This is a genomic window from Flavobacterium sp. TN-1, assembly GCF_052828645.1.
Genome location: NZ_CM128253.1, coordinates 146,102 through 164,964, shown reverse-complemented (window position 1 = coordinate 164,964; position 18,863 = coordinate 146,102). Strand labels below are relative to the sequence as shown.

General features: G+C 31.8%; 16 protein-coding genes. 13 read left to right on the top strand and 3 right to left on the bottom strand.

The genetic code is table 11. The annotated features are described in order from the left end of the window. Positions 1-48: 48 nt before the first annotated feature. Positions 49-897: a glycosyltransferase gene (locus tag ACUXZJ_RS00640; protein ID WP_063743196.1), complete on the bottom strand. Its 849-nt coding sequence runs from the start codon at positions 895-897 to the stop codon at positions 49-51. Positions 898-1,020: 123 nt separating this feature from the next. Here ACUXZJ_RS00640 and ACUXZJ_RS00635 point away from each other — a divergent pair, with 123 nt between their 5' ends. Next, positions 1,021-2,124 carry a hypothetical protein gene (locus ACUXZJ_RS00635; RefSeq protein WP_063743194.1) on the top strand — a complete coding sequence of 368 codons (1,104 nt, stop codon included), beginning with the start codon at positions 1,021-1,023 and terminating at the stop codon, positions 2,122-2,124. Positions 2,125-2,392: 268 nt separating this feature from the next. Here ACUXZJ_RS00635 and alaS read toward each other — a convergent pair whose 3' ends face one another. Next, a complete protein-coding gene (gene alaS / locus ACUXZJ_RS00630; protein ID WP_063743192.1) occupies positions 2,393-5,029 on the bottom strand; it encodes an alanine--tRNA ligase in 2,637 nt (878 codons plus the stop codon). Between the two features lie 297 nt (positions 5,030-5,326). On the opposite strand from alaS, the gene ACUXZJ_RS00625 reads away from it, so the two are divergent. The 12 genes from ACUXZJ_RS00625 to ilvA all read left to right on the top strand — a co-directional run bounded on the left by ACUXZJ_RS00625 (position 5,327) and on the right by ilvA (position 17,492). Beyond that, positions 5,327-6,307, top strand: a complete 981-nt coding sequence (locus ACUXZJ_RS00625) for a M23 family metallopeptidase (RefSeq protein WP_063743190.1) — start codon at positions 5,327-5,329, stop codon at positions 6,305-6,307. Positions 6,308-6,363: 56 nt separating this feature from the next. Next, entirely contained in the window at positions 6,364-6,696 is a 333-nt protein-coding gene (locus ACUXZJ_RS00620) for a MerR family transcriptional regulator (RefSeq protein ID WP_063743188.1), read from the top strand. 138 nt (positions 6,697-6,834) lie between these two features. Then, on the top strand, positions 6,835-6,966 hold the full coding sequence (locus tag ACUXZJ_RS00615; RefSeq protein WP_256366388.1) for a hypothetical protein: 132 nt from the start codon (positions 6,835-6,837) through the stop codon (positions 6,964-6,966). 12 nt (positions 6,967-6,978) lie between these two features. Further along, entirely contained in the window at positions 6,979-7,593 is a 615-nt protein-coding gene (locus ACUXZJ_RS00610; RefSeq protein ID WP_063743184.1) for a LemA family protein, read from the top strand. Further along, positions 7,593-8,030 (top strand): TPM domain-containing protein, encoded by a 438-nt coding sequence (locus ACUXZJ_RS00605; RefSeq protein ID WP_063743182.1) that lies wholly within the window; start codon positions 7,593-7,595, stop codon positions 8,028-8,030. The genes ACUXZJ_RS00610 and ACUXZJ_RS00605 overlap by 1 nt, the downstream gene beginning before the upstream one ends. Before the next feature lies 1 nt (position 8,031). Further along, a complete protein-coding gene (locus ACUXZJ_RS00600) occupies positions 8,032-8,829 on the top strand; it encodes a TPM domain-containing protein (protein ID WP_063743180.1) in 798 nt (265 codons plus the stop codon). A gap of 905 nt (positions 8,830-9,734) precedes the next feature. Then, positions 9,735-10,646, top strand: coding sequence for a branched-chain amino acid transaminase (locus ACUXZJ_RS00595; protein ID WP_063743178.1), 912 nt, complete (start codon positions 9,735-9,737; stop codon positions 10,644-10,646). 20 nt (positions 10,647-10,666) lie between these two features. After that, positions 10,667-12,340: a dihydroxy-acid dehydratase gene (gene ilvD / locus ACUXZJ_RS00590; RefSeq protein WP_063743176.1), complete on the top strand. Its 1,674-nt coding sequence runs from the start codon at positions 10,667-10,669 to the stop codon at positions 12,338-12,340. 33 nt (positions 12,341-12,373) lie between these two features. After that, complete coding sequence (ilvB, locus tag ACUXZJ_RS00585) at positions 12,374-14,122, top strand: biosynthetic-type acetolactate synthase large subunit (RefSeq protein WP_063743174.1); 1,749 nt, start codon at positions 12,374-12,376, stop codon at positions 14,120-14,122. Positions 14,123-14,132: 10 nt separating this feature from the next. Further along, on the top strand, positions 14,133-14,714 hold the full coding sequence (gene ilvN, locus ACUXZJ_RS00580; protein ID WP_174647500.1) for an acetolactate synthase small subunit: 582 nt from the start codon (positions 14,133-14,135) through the stop codon (positions 14,712-14,714). A 26-nt stretch (positions 14,715-14,740) separates the two neighbouring features. Next, positions 14,741-16,261 (top strand): ketol-acid reductoisomerase, encoded by a 1,521-nt coding sequence (ilvC, locus tag ACUXZJ_RS00575; RefSeq protein WP_063743170.1) that lies wholly within the window; start codon positions 14,741-14,743, stop codon positions 16,259-16,261. Next, positions 16,248-17,492, top strand: a complete 1,245-nt coding sequence (gene ilvA / locus ACUXZJ_RS00570) for a threonine ammonia-lyase IlvA (RefSeq protein ID WP_063743168.1) — start codon at positions 16,248-16,250, stop codon at positions 17,490-17,492. Before ilvC ends, ilvA begins: the two co-directional genes overlap by 14 nt. 56 nt (positions 17,493-17,548) lie before the next feature. Here the strand turns inward: ilvA and ACUXZJ_RS00565 are convergent, their stop codons facing one another. Beyond that, positions 17,549-18,826, bottom strand: coding sequence for a S28 family serine protease (locus ACUXZJ_RS00565; RefSeq protein ID WP_063743166.1), 1,278 nt, complete (start codon positions 18,824-18,826; stop codon positions 17,549-17,551). Positions 18,827-18,863 lie beyond the last annotated feature (37 nt).

Sequence of the window (18,863 nt, the reverse complement as noted above, 5' to 3'; positions counted from 1 at the left end):
TTAATCATTCTTTTCAAGAACGATCATGAATTACTATAATAAGAGTCGTTAAAAAAGTTTTTCTTTTATCTTTCTCCATCTATAAGCTCTAACAAATCGAGCTTGTTCGGGATTTACCAACATTGGTTTTTTTTCCGATTTAGCTTTCCAAAATCCTTTGATATAATCAACAAATAATAGAAGTTTACCTTTGCGCATAGCTAATTTTAAAGAAGCAATAGCCGTTATTAAAAAACCATAACCCAAAGTGTAAAACGCTTCACCTTGTTTATATCGTGATGCTTGATTGTAATTAGCACCCGTAGGCTTTAAATGTTTAACATGAAGAGAAAAGTCTGTCACTATTTTCCAATTATAAAATTTGCATAACAATTCATCTACAGTGTCCCATCCCATAGCGGGCTTTAGACCGCCTATTTGTTTGAAGGTTTCTTTTCTATAAGCTTTAAAAGCCCCACGGATATGATCTCTATCTGTTAAGTTTTCTAAAACCCAATCCCCTTTTTTTTCAATATAGGCAAAACCTCCAGCCATACCTATTTTAGGATCTTCTTTAAAATGCTTGATAATCGTTTCAAAATAGTGAGGAGGAAAAATTAAATCAGAATCCCCTTTTACTAAGATGTCATATTCCTCGTCAAGTGTTTTTAAACCCTCTTGAAACGCCTGAATTACTTTACTTCCTGGTAAATGAATAGCATCTGATTTTTTTTCAACTAAAGAAATCCAAGGATGTTTTTCAATATAAGAAATGACAATTTCGCTTGTTTTGTCAGTAGAGTTATCGTTAACGACTACCACTTTTTTAGGAAGTACTGTTTGATTAACGAGCGATTCCAAGGTTAAACCGATGAACTGTTCTTCGTTATGTGCAGGTATGACAATATAATATTTCATTTTTTATAAATAGTATGCAAATATCTTTATTTTTATGGGAAATATAAGCAACTTTGCATACTATTTAATAACTAAATCTAAGCATAAGGTATAAAAAACACCAAAAACCTCATGTGATAATAAATGAAAAAAAATATTGCTTTTATCGAAATGGAAACCCACTCAGCTTTGTTAGAACAGTGGTATTTGTTAGTAGCAGAAATGCCTCGCATAGATTTTCATTTTTATGTCAGTCAAAAAGTATATGATAAATTAACGGCTATTCCTGAACAACATCTGACCATCATTCATTCTATACTTAAAACAGATTTTTCTATATATGATGCTGTGGTAGTGAATACAATACATAGAAATTATGATGATTACAAAACACTTTTTGAGGAAAAAGCCGTTTTATGTTTAGTTCATAATATTAATTTTAGTCTCTTTTTTAAGACTATTTCTTGGAAAAATATTTTTAAAGAAAAAGAAAAATTAACCTACTTTTTAAAATTGTATTGGAAAGAAAAAGTAGCATCTAAAAGAAAAGTAATTACCAAAGCCAAAAAACTAGGTGTAATTTCTAGTTCAGCTTTAGAAACTGTAAAGAAACAAGGAGTCTTTTTAGATAAAATAGAGTTTATTCAAATGAATTATTGTAAGCAATTTGAATTTCCAGAAGGAAAAATTATTCAAATTGTGATGCCTGGCAATGTATCTAATAAACGTAAAGATATAGATATGGTTTTTAGAGTAATTCAAAAACTCAAACCGCAAACCAAACTACATTTTACTTTTTTAGGAAAACCTGAAAATAAAATCATTTTAAAACAATTAGAAATTTTAAAAAAGAGTTCTCATTCTAATATTTCAATAACACACTATCATCAATTTATTCCTTGGGAAGAATACAGTCAAGTTATTTCAAAAGCGCATCTTTTACTTTGTCCTATCAAACAAGCTACCTCCTTTTATTGGGTTGATGAAAAATATGGAGAAACTAAAGTAAGCGGGGCAGAAGCAGATTGTATTTACAACGGGAAAATAGCATTGTTTCCTGAAAATTATCCAAAGATGGATTGGGAAAATTTACTTTACAAAAACGAAGAGGAATTATTAGGAATATTAGAAAATCTAACAATAGAGAAATTGTATTTAGCGTACCATAAATTAGAAAAAAAAGTACCTCAATATAACAAAGAAAGCGTTGTTCAAGGTCTTGAAGAAATTTTATTGAATTTGCAATAGATACAAAAACTTTTAAAATGAGATAGAGTAAATCGCATCATGTTAAAAAAGGGATTTACTCTATCATAAATTAAACGTTAAATCCAAATTACATATTAGTTTTTATGATGCAGATAAAAAGGCAAAGAGATTTTTTCTGTCAGATGTAGTTTTACTACATTTTGGGCAAAAAATAAATACTTTTTTAGATTCAAAGTTGTTTTTATCTGTAATAAATTTCTAATACGTAATTTGGGTTGAAACATTTACATTGGTTTTCGTATGCTAATTATTTCAAAAAATCAGTAGCTTTTTCTAATGCCTCTTGTACTCCTGTTGGATTCTTACCTCCGGCAGTTGCAAAGAAAGCTTGTCCACCACCACCACCTTGGATGTATTTACCTAATTCGCGAACAACGGAGCCTGCATTTAATCCTTTAGTTTCTACTAACTCCTTAGAAATATAACAAGTTAACATTGGTTTTTCCTCATTTATAGTAGCTAAAACCACAAACAGATTATCTTTATTTTGACCTAATTCATACGCTAAATCTTTAGCACCATTAGCATCTAAATCCACTTGCACAGCTAAAAAGTCTACCCCATTAATATGTTGTAATTGAGAAACCAGCTCACCTTTTAGATTTTTTGCTTTCTCTTTCAATAATTGTTCAATTTGTTTCTTTAATTTAACGTTTTCATCTTGTAAAGAAACTACTGATTTTATAATATCTTGAGGGTTTTTAAGAACTTCTTTAACCTCTGTAATTAAGTTTTCTTGTTTTGCAAAAAAATCTTTTACAGCGTTATTCGTAATTGCTTCTATACGGCGGATACCTGCGGCAACAGCACCTTCAGAAATAATTTTGAAATGCCAAATTTCAGCCGTGTTACTTACGTGAATTCCTCCACATAATTCCATACTATCACCGAATTTAATTGCACGAACATTATCTCCGTATTTTTCTCCGAATAATGCCATTGCACCTTCTTCAATGGCTTGCGCAAACGGTATGCTTCTTCTTTCTATTAACGGTAATTGCTCTTGGATACGTGCATTCACAAAATCCTCTACTTGACGTAATTCTTCTTCCGTTACTTTAGAGAAATGAGAGAAATCAAAACGTAAATAGTTAGGTGCTACTAACGACCCTTTTTGCTCTACATGTGTCCCTAAAATACTACGTAAAGCTTGATGTAATAAGTGTGTAGCCGAGTGGTTACTTGCGCATAAACTACGTAATTCTGTATTTACTTTTGCTTGAAATGTAGCACTGATGTTTTCAGGCAAATGCTTAGCAAAATGCAAGATTAAGTTGTTTTCTTTCTTCGTGTCGATAATCTCAATTGTTTCATTAGCAGAAACTAAAGTCCCTTTATCGCCTACTTGACCTCCTCCTTCAGGATAAAAAGGAGTATTATCTAAAACAATTTGATATAAAATACCGTCTTTTTTAGAATCCACTTTACGAATACGTGTGATTTTTACTTCATTTTCTGTTTGGTCATACCCTACAAAAGTTTCTACATTACCATCAATCAACACTTTCCAATCTTCAGTAGATACTTCTGAAGCAGCACGTGAGCGAGCTTTTTGTTTATCTAATTCAGTATCAAACTCTGCTTCATTATAAGAATATCCTTTCTCCTTTAAAATCAAAGCTGTTAAGTCTTTAGGAAAGCCAAAGGTGTCGTATAATTCAAATACTTTTTCTCCTTTTACTTCATTTCCAATAGTTTCGGCTACTACTTTTTCTAATAATTGCAATCCTTGTTCTAATGTGCGTAAGAAAGAGGCTTCTTCTTCACGGATTACTTGAGTCACTAAATTTTGTTGTGCTTTTATTTCAGGGAAAAAGGAACCCATTTGATTTGCTAAAACAACTACTAGCTCGTTAATAAAAGGTTCTTTTTTGTTTAAAAAGGTAAAGCCATAACGAATAGCACGACGTAATATACGACGGATAACATAACCAGCCCCTGTGTTAGAAGGTAATTGACCATCTGCAATAGCAAAAGCAACGGCACGCACATGATCCACAATTACACGGATGGCTATATTAATTTTATCTTGTTCTTCTGTAATGTTCTTTATTTCGTTATTAGTGTATTTTAAATGAGTGATTTGTGTTACTTTTTCAATCAATGGAGTAAAGACATCCGTGTCATAATTAGAAGTAACTCCTTGCATAGCCATGCACAAACGCTCAAATCCCATACCTGTATCCACATGCTGTGCTGGTAGTTTTTCCAAAGAGCCATCTGCTTTACGGTTAAATTCCATAAATACATTATTCCAAATCTCGACTACCTGCGGATGATCGTCATTTACTAAACTTTTACCTGAAACTTTAGCCCTTTCTTCGTCAGATCGTAGATCTATATGAATTTCAGAACACGGACCACAAGGACCTTGATCGCCCATTTCCCAAAAGTTATCTTTTTTATTTCCTAAAATAATTCGATCTTCTGTGACATATTGTTTCCAAATGTCAAAAGCTTCTTGATCAAAAGGGACATTCTCAGAAGGATTTCCTTCAAAAACAGAAACATATAAACGGTCTTTGTCTAATTTTAGAACCTCAGTCAAAAATTCCCAAGCCCAAGCTAATGCTTCTTTCTTAAAATAATCACCAAAAGACCAGTTTCCTAACATTTCAAACATTGTATGATGATATGTGTCAAAACCTACATCTTCTAAATCATTATGTTTTCCTGAAACACGAAGACATTTTTGAGTGTCAGCTATACGAGGACTTTTGGGAGTCCCATTGCCTAAGAAAAATTCTTTAAACTGTGCCATACCAGAATTATTGAACATCAAGGTAGGGTCATCTTTTAATACGATGGGTGCAGAAGGCACAATTAAGTGATTTTTGCTTTTAAAAAAATCTAAATACGCTTTGCGAATGTCTTGTGATTTCATTAATCTTTTGTTTAAAAGTTTAAAGTTTAAAAGATTAAGGTTCTTCTTAATCAGGTAAACTAAAAAATATCTTTAAAAATTTTAATCTTACGTTATAGTTCCAATGAATTATTGTTTTGAGGTTTTCAATGGAAATGATTAACTACAGTGTAACAAATTGTGTGAAATACTTAAATAATTCTGATTCAAAAAAAGGTTATAAATACGTTAATTTTTGAAACTTTTTTTTCAGATTATTCGTATAATAATTGTTACTTTGTCATAACGAGTGCAAAAATAGGATTTTTAATTAAAATTATGTCGAAAAAAGTTAAGTATTACTACGACACAGAGAGTCTGGCTTACAGAAAAATAAAACCTAAAAAAGGACGTAAAGTAGGAGTTGGTATATTGTTTTTATTAGCTTCTGCTCTTTTTGGATTTTTGTTTTTCTTTCTAATATCTGATTTGGGTTATTTTAGTACACCTAAAGATAAGATGCAGGCAAGAGAGTTAGAAAATTTAAAATTAAATTATGTTATCCTGAATAAAAAAATTGACCAACTCAATGAAGTGTTAGCCAGCATCGAAGAACGAGACAATAACATATATAAAGTCTATTTTAATATGGCAAGTCCAGGAGAAACAAATGATGATAAGAAAATTATTTCTAAAGCACGTTTCAAAAATTTACTTGCCATGAATAATGAGCAACTAATAATAAGTACCGAAACAAGACTTTCAGGACTGTCAAAAAATTTGGTAAATCAATCAAAATCATTAGATAAAATTTTATCCTTAGCTAAATCAAAAGACCGCTTTTTAGGATCTATTCCAGCTATACAACCCGTAAAAAATGAACAGCTAAAACGCATGGCATCAGGTTTTGGTTATCGAAGTGACCCTTTTACAAAAGCAAGAAAAATGCACAAAGGAATGGATTTTACCGCTCCAACAGGAACTCCTGTATTTGCAACAGGAGATGGAGTAGTGCGTAGAGCTGATGCAGGAGCTTCTGGTTTTGGTAACCATATTGTCATCAACCACGGATTTGGATACGAAACTTTATATGCCCATTTGAGCCGTTATAATTGTAGACCCGGTAGAAGAGTAAAACGAGGAGATATAATTGGATTTGTTGGTAGTACAGGACGAAGCCAAGCACCTCATTTACATTATGAAGTACATAAACATGGAAGTGTTGTAAATCCTATTAATTTTTATTACGGAAATATTTCAGCTGTGGAATATACAGCTATTGCTAAGATGGCAACACAAGAAAATCAATCGTTTGACTAGATTTTGTTCTGTTTTTAGAGAACTAACGCATATATAAAACTTGAATAACTAAATTTATGCAGATAAACCTTCCAGAAAATAAGCGTTATTACACAATGGGAGAAGTAGCCACCGCTTTTGGAGTAAATCAATCGCTAATTCGTTTTTGGGATAAAGAGTTTGATATCTTAAGACCTAGGAAAAATGCAAAAGGAAATAGAATGTTTACCTCAGAAGATATCAAGAACTTACAACTAATTTATCATTTAGTAAAAGAAAGAGGTTTTACATTGGAAGGAGCTAAAATACATTTAAAAGAAGGACAAAAAAAAGCCTTAGATAAATTAGCTATTATTAACAAGTTACAGTCTATTAAAGAACAGTTACTAAATATAAAAAATGGATTATAAAAATAACAAAAAAAGTTCGTAACAAGTGGCTCTTTGTATCGACTAACTATTTAATTATAAGTAGCTATGAAGAAGATGTATTATATTTATCTAGTGTTGGGAGTAATTATTTTATTTAGTTCAATTAACAAAATAATAATGAACTCATCAGAATATACAGTTTTTAATGCCAAAACAAATGTCTATGTTTATATGATTTGGAAATTATTTATAGCAGGATCCTTATTCTTTCTTTTTTATACTAAATTAAAACAAGATTCTAAAAATTAAATTTTAACCATTATGAGAAAATTTTTGCCTTGGATTATTATTGGAGTATTAATTTTAACTGGATACTTCTACTTTAAAGGAATTAACAATACAGCCGTAGAGTTAGATCAAAATGTAAAAGAAGCTTGGGGGAATGTACAAACTTCGTATCAACGTCGTAATGATTTGATCGGTAATTTAGTGAATACCGTAAAAGGAGCAGCTAATTTTGAAAAAGAAACCTTAACAGCTGTTATGGAAGCACGCTCTAAGGCTACACAAATAACAGTAGATCCTGCCAATATAACATCAGAACAATTAACTCAATTTAATCAAGCACAAAGTGGTGTTTCGTCAGCATTATCTCGTTTATTGGTAACAGTAGAGCAATATCCACAACTCAAAGCAAATGAAAACTTCTTGAAATTACAAGATGAGTTAACAAGTACAGAAAATACGATTCAAACGGCAAGAACACGTTTTAATGAAACCATCAAACCGTATAATAACCACGTAAGAATATTTCCAAATAACATTTTTACAGGTTGGTTTGGCTTTAAAGAAAAACCTTATTTTGATGCAGAACCACAAGCACAAAACGCTCCTAAAGTAGAGTTTAATTTTGATGATAAAGCAGATAAAAAGTAATGTCAATAGTAGAAGATTTCTTATCAAAAACAGATGAAGAAGAGGTGGTAGAAGCTATTCGATCAGCTGAATCATTAACCTCTGGAGAAATCCGTGTACATATAGAAAAAAACACTTCTTTGGTAGCTCTAGAACGAGCTAAAGAGGTGTTTTATTTTCTGAAAATGGATCAAACTCAATTGCGAAATGGAGTCTTATTATATGTAGCAGTAGAAACCAAAACATTTGCTATTTATGGTGATAAAGGTATAAACGAAGTCATACCAGTCAATTTTTGGGAAAGTACACGAGATGTTATCTTAGATCAATTTAAACAAGGAAACTTCAAACAAGGATTGATAGAAGGTATCCTAAAAGCAGGAATGCTATTACAAGAACATTTTCCTTGTACTGAAACAGATAAAAATGAGTTGCCTGATACCCTATCAAAAGGTTAAAATGAGAAACACTAAACAACATATATCAAACAACAAATTAGGCTTCTTTCTATCCCTATTGTTTTATTTTATAAATTATTCTTGGGCACAATATGATATTCCAAAAAAACCTAGTTTTCAAACCAGTGTGTACGATTATGCAAAAGTGTTATCTGATAACGAAAAGGAATTATTAGAAGAAAAACTAATTAAATATTCGGATTCCACAACTACTCAAATTGTATTTATTTCTATTGAAACACTCAAAGGAGAAAATATAGGTTTGTTAGCACCTAGATGGGCACATACATGGGGTGTAGGGCAAGCAAAAAAGGATAACGGTGTAATTTTGCTTCTGGCAAAAAAAGAACGAAAAATTTGGATTTCACCTGGTTATGGAGTAGAGGATCGTTTAACAGCTGGAATAACAGGTGAAATTGTTAGAGATTATATAGTACCTGAATTCAAAAAAGGAAACTATTATGAGGGTCTTGATCAAGGAGCTGATGCTATTATTAAAGCTCTAAAAGGCAAGTTTAAAGGAGAACGAAAAAAGAAAGACAACGGAGTAGATATTCAAGGGATACTCCTTTTTGTATTCATAATTATCATAATCATAATCATAATTTCTAAAAATAAAGGAAATGGTAATAACCGAGGTGGAGGCGGATTAGATTTAGGTGATATTATCATCTTAAGCCGTATGGGACGAGGCGGAAGTAGTTGGTCATCTGGTGGTAGTTGGGGAGATGATGGCGGCTTTGGCGGTGGTTTCGGTGGTGGCGGTTTCTCAGGTGGCGGTGCCGGAGGAGATTGGTAGTTTTTAAAAGATAAATCACTACTGTGTAATAGAAGATAAATGAAATGAAAATATTAAGGAGTTTTAATGATCCTCTTGTATAATATTTTAGTAAAAAAACACCTATTATTTATTTTTTTGTATATTTGTGACAACAAAGAAAAAATGAAAAATTTTAATAACATTATTACTGCCATTATTATCGCTATTGTTTATACAATAGGGACAGGGGGTATTATGTATATATAATAAAAATAAAAACATTAATAAAGCCTCCTTATTCAAGGAGGCTTTTTGTATTTATAAACTTTTTAAAAATGAGAAAAATGAAAACAAATTTTACTAAGCAGAAAATGCGACAAAGGGGGGGATTTTTAAATAATAAAACAAACTTTACTTCTTTTACTTCTTCTATTATTTTCTCAATACTCTACATTTATATTATTAGCTAACTACTGTAGTTAATCATTTTTTTATCGAACATCCGTTTTTCTAGTAATAATTTCTACTGGAACAGGAATTTATTTGTCAAAAAAATAATAAAAACCTTTTTTTTAAAAAAAATGAAAGGCTTGACATCATAAAAAAGAATTGCTAAAAACCTTTGTTTACAATGGTTTAAGTGGTATAACACTTCTTTAAAACGTTGTAAATAAACATTTTTAGAATCATTTAAAAAAAGACCTAATACTAATTTCGTTATTGAAACTATAACATTACAAAATGATTTTAACCCAGATTGCGCATTCCCAGATTATTACAAAGAAAAAATGACTTTAGGTCTAAAAAGAAACTCGTTTTTTGCCCTCGACATAGCAAAACTACAGTTACGAAAAAAATCAGTGCATTTTTATCTTTTTACCCTTTTCATCTTTACTAAAAAGGCTAACGCATAATCTAGGTTCAATAAAATAATTATTTATATCATGAAAACTATACCACTAACATTAACCCCAACAAACAATCTATATTATAATGAAAACCATATTTTATATTTAAACGGTGAATTCTTAAAATCTCAAAAAACTTTTTCTGATTTATACGGTCAAACTCTACACTATGGATACGGTGTTTTTGAAGGAATAAGAGCATATAATACATCTACTGGAACCAAAATATTTAAATCAGATGAACACTATCAGCGGCTTAAGAAATCATGCGAATTAATTAATATTCCTTTTGATTTTAATGTTGCAGAATTAACCCGAACAACGTATGAATTATTAGAGCGAAACAATTTTAAAGATGCTTATATACGACCTCTAGTCTTTTGTAGTCCCAATATGGGATTGAGTACCCCCAATCATGTATCACTAATGATATGTGCTTGGGAATGGGGAGCCTATTTAGGTGAAAAAAGATTAAATCTAGGTATTTCATCGTTTTGTAGACCTCATCCGCGATCAACTAAAATAGAAGCCAAAGTTTGTGGACACTATGTTAATTCAATATTAGCCTCTTCAGAAGTTAAAGCCCAAGGATTTGATGAAGCCTTACTACTTGACACTGATGGCTTTCTAGCAGAAGGACCAGGAGCCAATTTATTTTTTGAAAAAAACGGAAAATTATACACCCCCCAATTAGGAAATATTCTACCAGGTATAACCAGAGCCACTGTAATGGACTTATGTAAAGAATTAGGGATAGAAGTTATAGAAGGACTCTATCTACCACAAGAATTAAAAAAAGCAGATAGTGCCTTTTTATGCGGAACCGCTGCTGAAATAATAGGAGTAGACTCCTTAAATCATAGACACTTTCCTCTTGAATGGGAAAATACATTAGGGAAAAAACTTCAAAAAGCCTATAACAATTTAGTCACCGAGAAAAACACCTAATTAGAAGTAAAATAAGAATCATGGAATTAAATAGATATAGTAAAAAAATTACCCAAGATCCAACACAGCCAGCTGCACAAGCCATGTTATACGGAATTGGTTTAAATGAAGAGCAACTAAAACAACCTTTTATAGGGATTGCTTCAATGGGCTATGATGGAAACACCTGTAATATGCACTTAAATCATTTATCAAGCTATATAAAAGCATCTGTAAAAGAACAAAATATGGTAGGATTAATCTTTAATACCATAGGAATTAGTGATGGAATAACTAATGGAACAAAAGGCATGCGTTACTCCCTTGTAAGCCGAGAAATCATAGCAGATAGTATAGAAAGTGTTGTTGCAGGACATTATTATGACGCGGTAATAGCTGTTCCAGGTTGTGATAAAAATATGCCAGGTGCAGTCATAGCTATGGGAAGACTTAATCGTCCTTCCATTATGGTATATGGTGGAACCATAGCACCGGGGAAATACCAAGGAAAAGATTTAAACATTGTATCCGCTTTTGAAACACTTGGCGAAAAGATTGCAGGAACAATTTCAGAAAAAGATTTTAAAGAAATCATAAAAAACGCTTGTCCAGGAGCAGGGGCTTGTGGAGGCATGTACACTGCTAATACAATGGCAATAGCTATAGAAGCCTTAGGTATGAGTCTACCTTATTCCAGTTCAAATCCAGCTATAAGTACAAACAAAATTAAAGAATGTGAAAAAGCAGCTGATTATATCAGGATATTATTAGAAAAAAATATCTGCCCTAAAGACATCATGACTTTTGAAGCTTTTGAAAATGCTATCACCACATTAATAGCCCTAGGAGGTAGTACGAATGCTGTTTTACACATTATAGCTATGGCAAAAAGTGTAGGTATAACCATTACGCAAGATGATTTTCAAAGAATAAGTAATACTACACCATTGATTGCTGATTTTAAGCCAGGAGGAAATTACCTAATGCAAAATTTACATGATAAAGGAGGTGTTCCTATGGTTTTAAAATACCTTTTAGATAAAGGTAAATTACACGGTCATTGTTTGACCGTAACAGGAGAAACAATAGCAGAAAATTTAAAAGACATAGAACCAATTAATTTTCAAGATCAAAATATTATAAAACCTATCGAAAAACCCTTAAAAGAAACGGGTCATCTACAAATCTTGTATGGAAACCTTGCAGAAAAAGGAGCGGTAGCAAAAATTACAGGAAAAGAAGGAGAATGCTTTTCAGGACCAGCCAAAGTATTTGATAGTGAAAAAGAATTAATTGCAGGAATTGAAAATAAAAAAATACAAGCAGGAGATGTAGTTGTTATCCGATATGTAGGACCTAAAGGAGGACCCGGAATGCCCGAAATGCTAAAACCAACATCCACTATTATTGGAGCAGGATTAGGTAAAAGCGTTGCCCTTATTACAGATGGTCGATTCAGCGGAGGAACACACGGTTTTGTTGTTGGGCATATAACCCCCGAAGCCTTTGATGGAGGAACAATTGCACTCGTTCAAGAAGGTGATTTAATAGAAATTGATGCTCAAAAAAATAGCCTTCATCTATCAGTATCAAAAGAAGAACTTGATAAACGAAAAGAACAATGGAAACAACCCGATTTAAAAGTTAATCAAGGAGTTTTATATAAATATGCAAAATTAGTTACTGATGCTTCGCAAGGATGTGTTACCGATTAAAGAATATAAACCATATCATTTTAAAAAGTACTCATGAAAATAAAAACAATAGAACCAATTACCCAACCTATAAAAAAAACAATACAAACCCTAGGCAGTATAGCTGTATTAGAAGCCTTACTTTCTGAAGGCGTTAAAACCATTTTTGGGTATCCAGGAGGCGCTATTATGCCCATATACGACGCTTTATTTGATTATAGCGAACAAATACAACATATTTTAGTTAGACATGAACAAGGAGCTATACATGCAGCACAAGGGTTTTCAAGAGCCACTGGCAAAACAGGAGTGGTGTTTGCAACTAGTGGACCAGGAGCCACAAATCTAGTAACAGGTCTGGCAGATGCCATGATAGATTCTACACCTCTTGTATGTATTACAGGACAAGTATTTGCCCATTTACTAGGAACAGATGCTTTTCAAGAAACAGACATCATTAATATTTCAGCACCAGTAACTAAATGGAATTATCAAATCACAGATGCTAACGAAATTCCCACCATATTAGCAAAAGCTTTTTATTTGGCTAGTACGGGGAGACCAGGCCCTGTAATTATAGATATTACAAAAAATGCACAACTTCAATATTTTGAATACAAAGGATATAAACCATGTAATTATGTAAGAAGTTATAAAGAAAAACCTATTATAAGACAGGAATATATAGAAAAAGCAGCTCAAATAATTAATAATGCTAAAAAACCCCTTGTTGTGGTTGGCCAAGGAGTAATCTTAGGGAATGCAGAAAAGGAATTTCAAGAATTTATAGAAAAAGCAGGACTTCCTACTGCTTGGACAATAATGGGAATGAGTGCCATAGCTACCCATCATCCGTTAGGTGTAGGAATGGTAGGAATGCACGGAAATTATGCCCCTAATTACTTAACTAATGAATGCGATGTCCTAATAGCAGTAGGTATGCGTTTTGATGATAGAGTGACAGGAAGACTAGATATGTATGCCAAACAAGCGAAAATAATTCATTTTGATATAGATCCCGCTGAGGTTGATAAAAATGTTCAAACAACAGTTCCAGTTTGGGGAGATTGCAAGGAAACCTTACCTAAAGTAACCCAATTACTTCAACCCAATAATCATCCACAATGGATGAAAGAGTTTGAAATAAAAAAAGAAAAAGAAAACACTCTTTTAATTCAAAAAGAACTTTATCCAACCAAAGAAGAAATTACAATGGCAGAAGTTATCCAAGTACTTAACCAACTGACTAAAGGAGATGCAATTATTGTAACGGATGTAGGACAGCATCAAATGGTAGCTTGTCGTTACGCCTTACAAAATAAAACAAGAAGTAATATAACGAGTGGCGGATTAGGAACCATGGGATTTGCTTTACCAGCTGCAATTGGCGCTAAATTAGGAGCCCCAGAAAGACCCGTTGTAGCAATTATGGGAGATGGAGGTGCGCAGATGAACATTCAGGAATTAGGAACCATTATGCAATTTCAACCCAATGTAAAAATACTAATTCTAAATAATAGCTTTTTAGGGATGGTTCGCCAATGGCAAGAACTATTTCATGAAAAAAGATATTCATTTACAGATATTCATAGCCCTGATTTTGTTCAAGTAGCCAAAGGATATGGCATAAAAGGCGCACAAGTAGTAGAAAGAAGTCAATTAAAACCCTTATTACAAGAATTTTTAGAATATGAAAAAGCATATTTATTAGAAGTAAAGGTTGCTAAAGAAGATAATGTGTTTCCTATGGTACCACAAGGAAAAGGAGTAGCAGAAATCGTTTTATATAAAGAAGAAATATAAAGTTTAGATTATGAAAAAAGAATATACATTAACCATCTATACAGAAAATCATATAGGATTAATAACAAAAATTTCAATTCTTTTTTCAAGAAGAAAAATGAATATCGAAAGTTTAAATACATCTCCTAGTGAAATTCCGAATATTTACAGATTTACATTAGTAATTAATGAAACAGAAGAAAAAATTAAAAATTTAGCGAGACAGTTAGAAAAAGTAATAGATGTTCTAAAAGTTTTTTACAATACAAATGATGAAATCATTTGGCAACAAATGGCTTTGTACAAAGTTCCTACCTCAATTACTATGAAAGAAGTACGAGTAGAACGGTTATTGCGTGAATATGGAGCTAGAGCAGTGGTAATTAGGGAAGATTATACTGTTTTTGAAACAACAGGACAACAAGAGGAAATAGAAAAACTTCTAAAAAAATTAGAAGAATACCAACTGATCGAATTTGTTAGAAGTTCACGCATAGCCATTATCAAAGAGAGTAAAGGAATTCATCAAAAAGTGACAGAATTAGAAAAAAATAACCCACTTACAATTCTGCCCCTAGTAAATGAAGTACCTACTACCAGTTTTGGATTATAAACAATACAATAAAGAATATAAATATTATGGAAAATTATTTCAATACGTTGCCACACAGACTTAAAGTACAAGAATTAGCAAAATGTGAATTCATGGATAAAGAAGAATTTATAGAAGGAGTAAATAAACTTGTTGATAAAAAAATTGTAATTATTGGTTGCGGCGCACAAGGATTAGCACAAGGACAAAACCTAAGAGATAGCGGATTAAATGTAACATACGCACTTCGTAAAGAAGCCATAGAAAATAAAAGAGAATCTTTTATAAAAGCAACTTCTAATGGGTTTGAAGTAGGAACTTTTGAAGAATTAATACCAACAGCTGATTTAGTTTCTAATTTAACACCAGATAAGCAACATACAAATGTTGTAACGAAAGTACTACCCTTAATGAAAAGAGGAGCTTGTCTTTCTTATTCCCATGGTTTTAATATCGTAGAAGAAGGAATTAAAATTAGAGAAGATATTACAGTTGTTATGATTGCTCCTAAATCTCCTGGATCTGAATTACGTAATGAATATTTAAGAGGTTTTGGAGTTCCTACATTAATAGCAGTACACACAGAAAATGACCCCAATCAAGACGGACTAGAAATAGCAAAAGCATATTGTGTGGGCACAGGAGGTCATCATGCAGGAGTACTAAAATCGTCATTTGTAGCAGAAGTAAAATCTGATTTAATGGGAGAACAAACCATACTTTGCGGATTACTTCAAACAGGATCTATTTTATGTTTTGATAAAATGATTGAAAAAGGAATAGAACCAAGTTACGCTTCTAAACTAGTACAATATGGCTGGGAAGTAATTACAGAAGCCTTAAAAATTGGAGGAATTACCAATATGATGGATCGTCTTTCAAATGCAGCAAAAATAGAAGCTTTTAAATTATCTGAAGAATTAAAAGAAATAATGACTCCTTTATTTAATAAACACATGGATGATATTCTATCTGGTAAATTCTCTAAAACAATGATGAAAGATTGGGCAGAAGATGATAAAAAATTACTTTCATGGAGAGCAGCTACAGCTGAAACAGCTTTTGAAAAAACGCCCGCTACCGCTTTAGAAATTACAGAACAAGAATATTTTGATAAAGCGACCCTTATGGTTGCTTTTGTAAAATCGGGTGTAGAATTAGCTTATGAGACAATGGTTAAAGCAGGAATAAAAGAAGAATCTGCTTATTATGAGTCCTTACATGAAGCACCCCTAATAGCTAATACGATTGCTCGTAAAAAATTGTTTGAAATGAATCGGGTAATTTCTGATACAGCAGAATACGGATGTTATTTGTTTGACCATGCTTGTAAACCATTATTGTCTGATTTTATGAAAAAAATAGATGTTAATTTAATGGGGAAAGAATACACTGATAAAAACAATAAAAAAGTAGATAATTTTGAACTAGTGACCACAAATACGATGATTAGAAATCATTCGATTGAAATTTGTGGAGCCAAATTACGTGCTGCCATGACTGCCATGAAAACAGTAGTAGGAGATTATTCTAATTCAAACAAAAGACATCAGTATGAACTTGTATGAAGAAATTATATCCGCTAAAAATCAATTAAGAGGAGTTGTATTAACAACTCCTCTGCTTCAGAGTATAAATATATCAACACAATATCAAGCCCATGTATATTTAAAAAGAGAAGATTTACAAACCGTCCGTTCTTTTAAAATAAGAGGAGCTTATAATAAAATTAGTTCGTTAAATGAGAAAGAGCGTCAAAAAGGAATCGTTTGTGCAAGTGCGGGTAATCATGCTCAAGGAGTTGCTTTTTCATGTAATTACTTAAAGATTTTTGGGAAGATATATATGCCCAAAACCACTCCAAAACAAAAAATTAAACAAGTACAATTATTTGGTCAATCATATATAGAAATCATACTAGTAGGTGATACCTTTGATGATGCCTATCAAAAAGCAATAGAAGACTGTAATAAAAATAATAAAACATTTATTCACCCATTTGATGACCAAAAAGTAATAGCAGGTCAAGGAACAGTCGCTTTAGAAATTTTAGAACAATCTACAAAACCAATAGATTACGTTTTTGTGCCAATAGGAGGAGGAGGATTTGCTTCAGGTATTGTAACTGTTTTTAAAGAACTGAGTCCACACACAAAAATAATAGGAGTTGAGCCTCTAGGTGCTCCTTCTATGAAAACAGCTATTGATCAAGGTAATACCAGTGCGTTAGACTCAATAGATAAATTTGTTGATGGTGCCGCAGTCAAACAAGTAGGGAATCTTACTTATCAAGTCTGCAAAAATACATTAGATGATATTATACTCGTCCCAGAAGGAAAAGTTTGTACGACCATACTAAAATTGTATAACGAAGAAGCATTAGTGGTAGAACCAGCAGGCGCTTTATCTATTGCAGCCCTTGATTTATATAATGAAAAAATAAAAAACAAAAAAGTAGTTTGCATTATAAGTGGCAGTAATAATGATATAGAACGCACAGAGGAAATAAAAGAACGTTCGCTATTATACGAAGGATTAAAACATTATTTTATGATTCAATTTCCACAACGTCCAGGCGCTTTAAAAGAATTTGTAAATAAAATTTTAGGGGAAGAAGATGATATAACTTATTTTCAATTTGCTAAAAAAAACAACCGAGAAAAAGGACCTGTTATTGTAGGTTTAGAATTAAAAAAACCTGAAGATATAGAAACTATCAAAAGCAAGATGAAAATCAATCATTTTGAATATAGATATTTAAATGAAACCCATGATCTTTTTACTCAACTGGTAAGTTAAAGACCCTTTAAAACAAGGCGTTAGTTCAATTTTTCTAATGCCTTGTTTATTAAATACTATTTTAACCATTTTGTTAATATATTCATGATTTTTTGCTGATCTTCTTTTGAAAAATGTTTAATTCGCGTAGCATGTGTTCCTTGAGGGAGTACCATTTTTAGAGCATCTAATTTTTCATTAGGAGTGGGAGCGCAAGCATACCAAGGATCTAATCCACCATAAATATATATTATTTTAGAACCTTTCTTTTCTATATAATCGCGTACCTGTTTAATGTATAATTTATCATATTTTAAATCAATATTTCGAGGAGTAAATCTATTGTTACTAGACGATTTAACAATACGTAGTAAATCTTTTACTGGATTTAGATCAAAACCATAATACCCTAATTCTGTAAAATGTTGATAGAAAGAAGGTAAAAGACGGTAAACACCTTTGTCCGAATAGACTTCAAAACCTACAATATTATTTAAATAATCAAATAATTCTTTTGAAGAGGAATTAAGTGAAGGGATCTTATCACAATTCCCATTCCATTGCCAAAAAGAAAAAGGCAATTCTAAAACAGCATACTCAAAAGCTTCAGAAATAGGGACTTCATTAAAAGTTAGGTTATTTTTCTTCGCATAGGAAGCAACTTCTGTTTCAATAGCCGTTCTATTAAGCATTAAGAGTCTTTGTATTTGTATGATTGAGTTTCTGCATTCAGGAGTACCAACGGTGGTGTTATAATGTTTTATAGTTCGTTCGTCTTCCGTACCGTTTATCATGGGAGCAACGTAAGGGATAGCCACATCTATGTCATTAGGATATTTAGACTTATAGATAAGTGTGGTTTCTCCTCCTTTACTAATACCTGTAGAAATCCATTTGCCAGTATATATTTTTTTTAATTTTTCAACTATCTGATGGCAATCCTCTATTGCTTGATTATTCGTTAAAAACTTCCAAGGAATAAGATTAGGTCTAGAATCACCGTAAAAACGATATTCTATTATTAATTGATTAGTATCTAATAACGAAGATAATTCTTTTTTTTCATAATGAGCATTATAACCCTCTGTTTCAACTACCATAGGCTTAGAATAATCTTTATGAGAAAGATAAATACAATGCTTAAAAGTTCCTTTTGATAAATCATTATGATCTAAAGGTTCATCTAAAACAATTTTATAAGATTCCGTAAAATCCTTAAGATTATTTATCTTTTCAATACTAGCTTTATTAAAAACTTCTTGAAGTTTTAAAAATAAATTTGATTTTTCTTGAGCAGTACAATTAAGACTAAAAAGAGAAAACAAGACAATGGATAAAAAACAAGAATATTTCATTTTAAAAATTTTAATCAAAAATCATAGAAATAGAAAA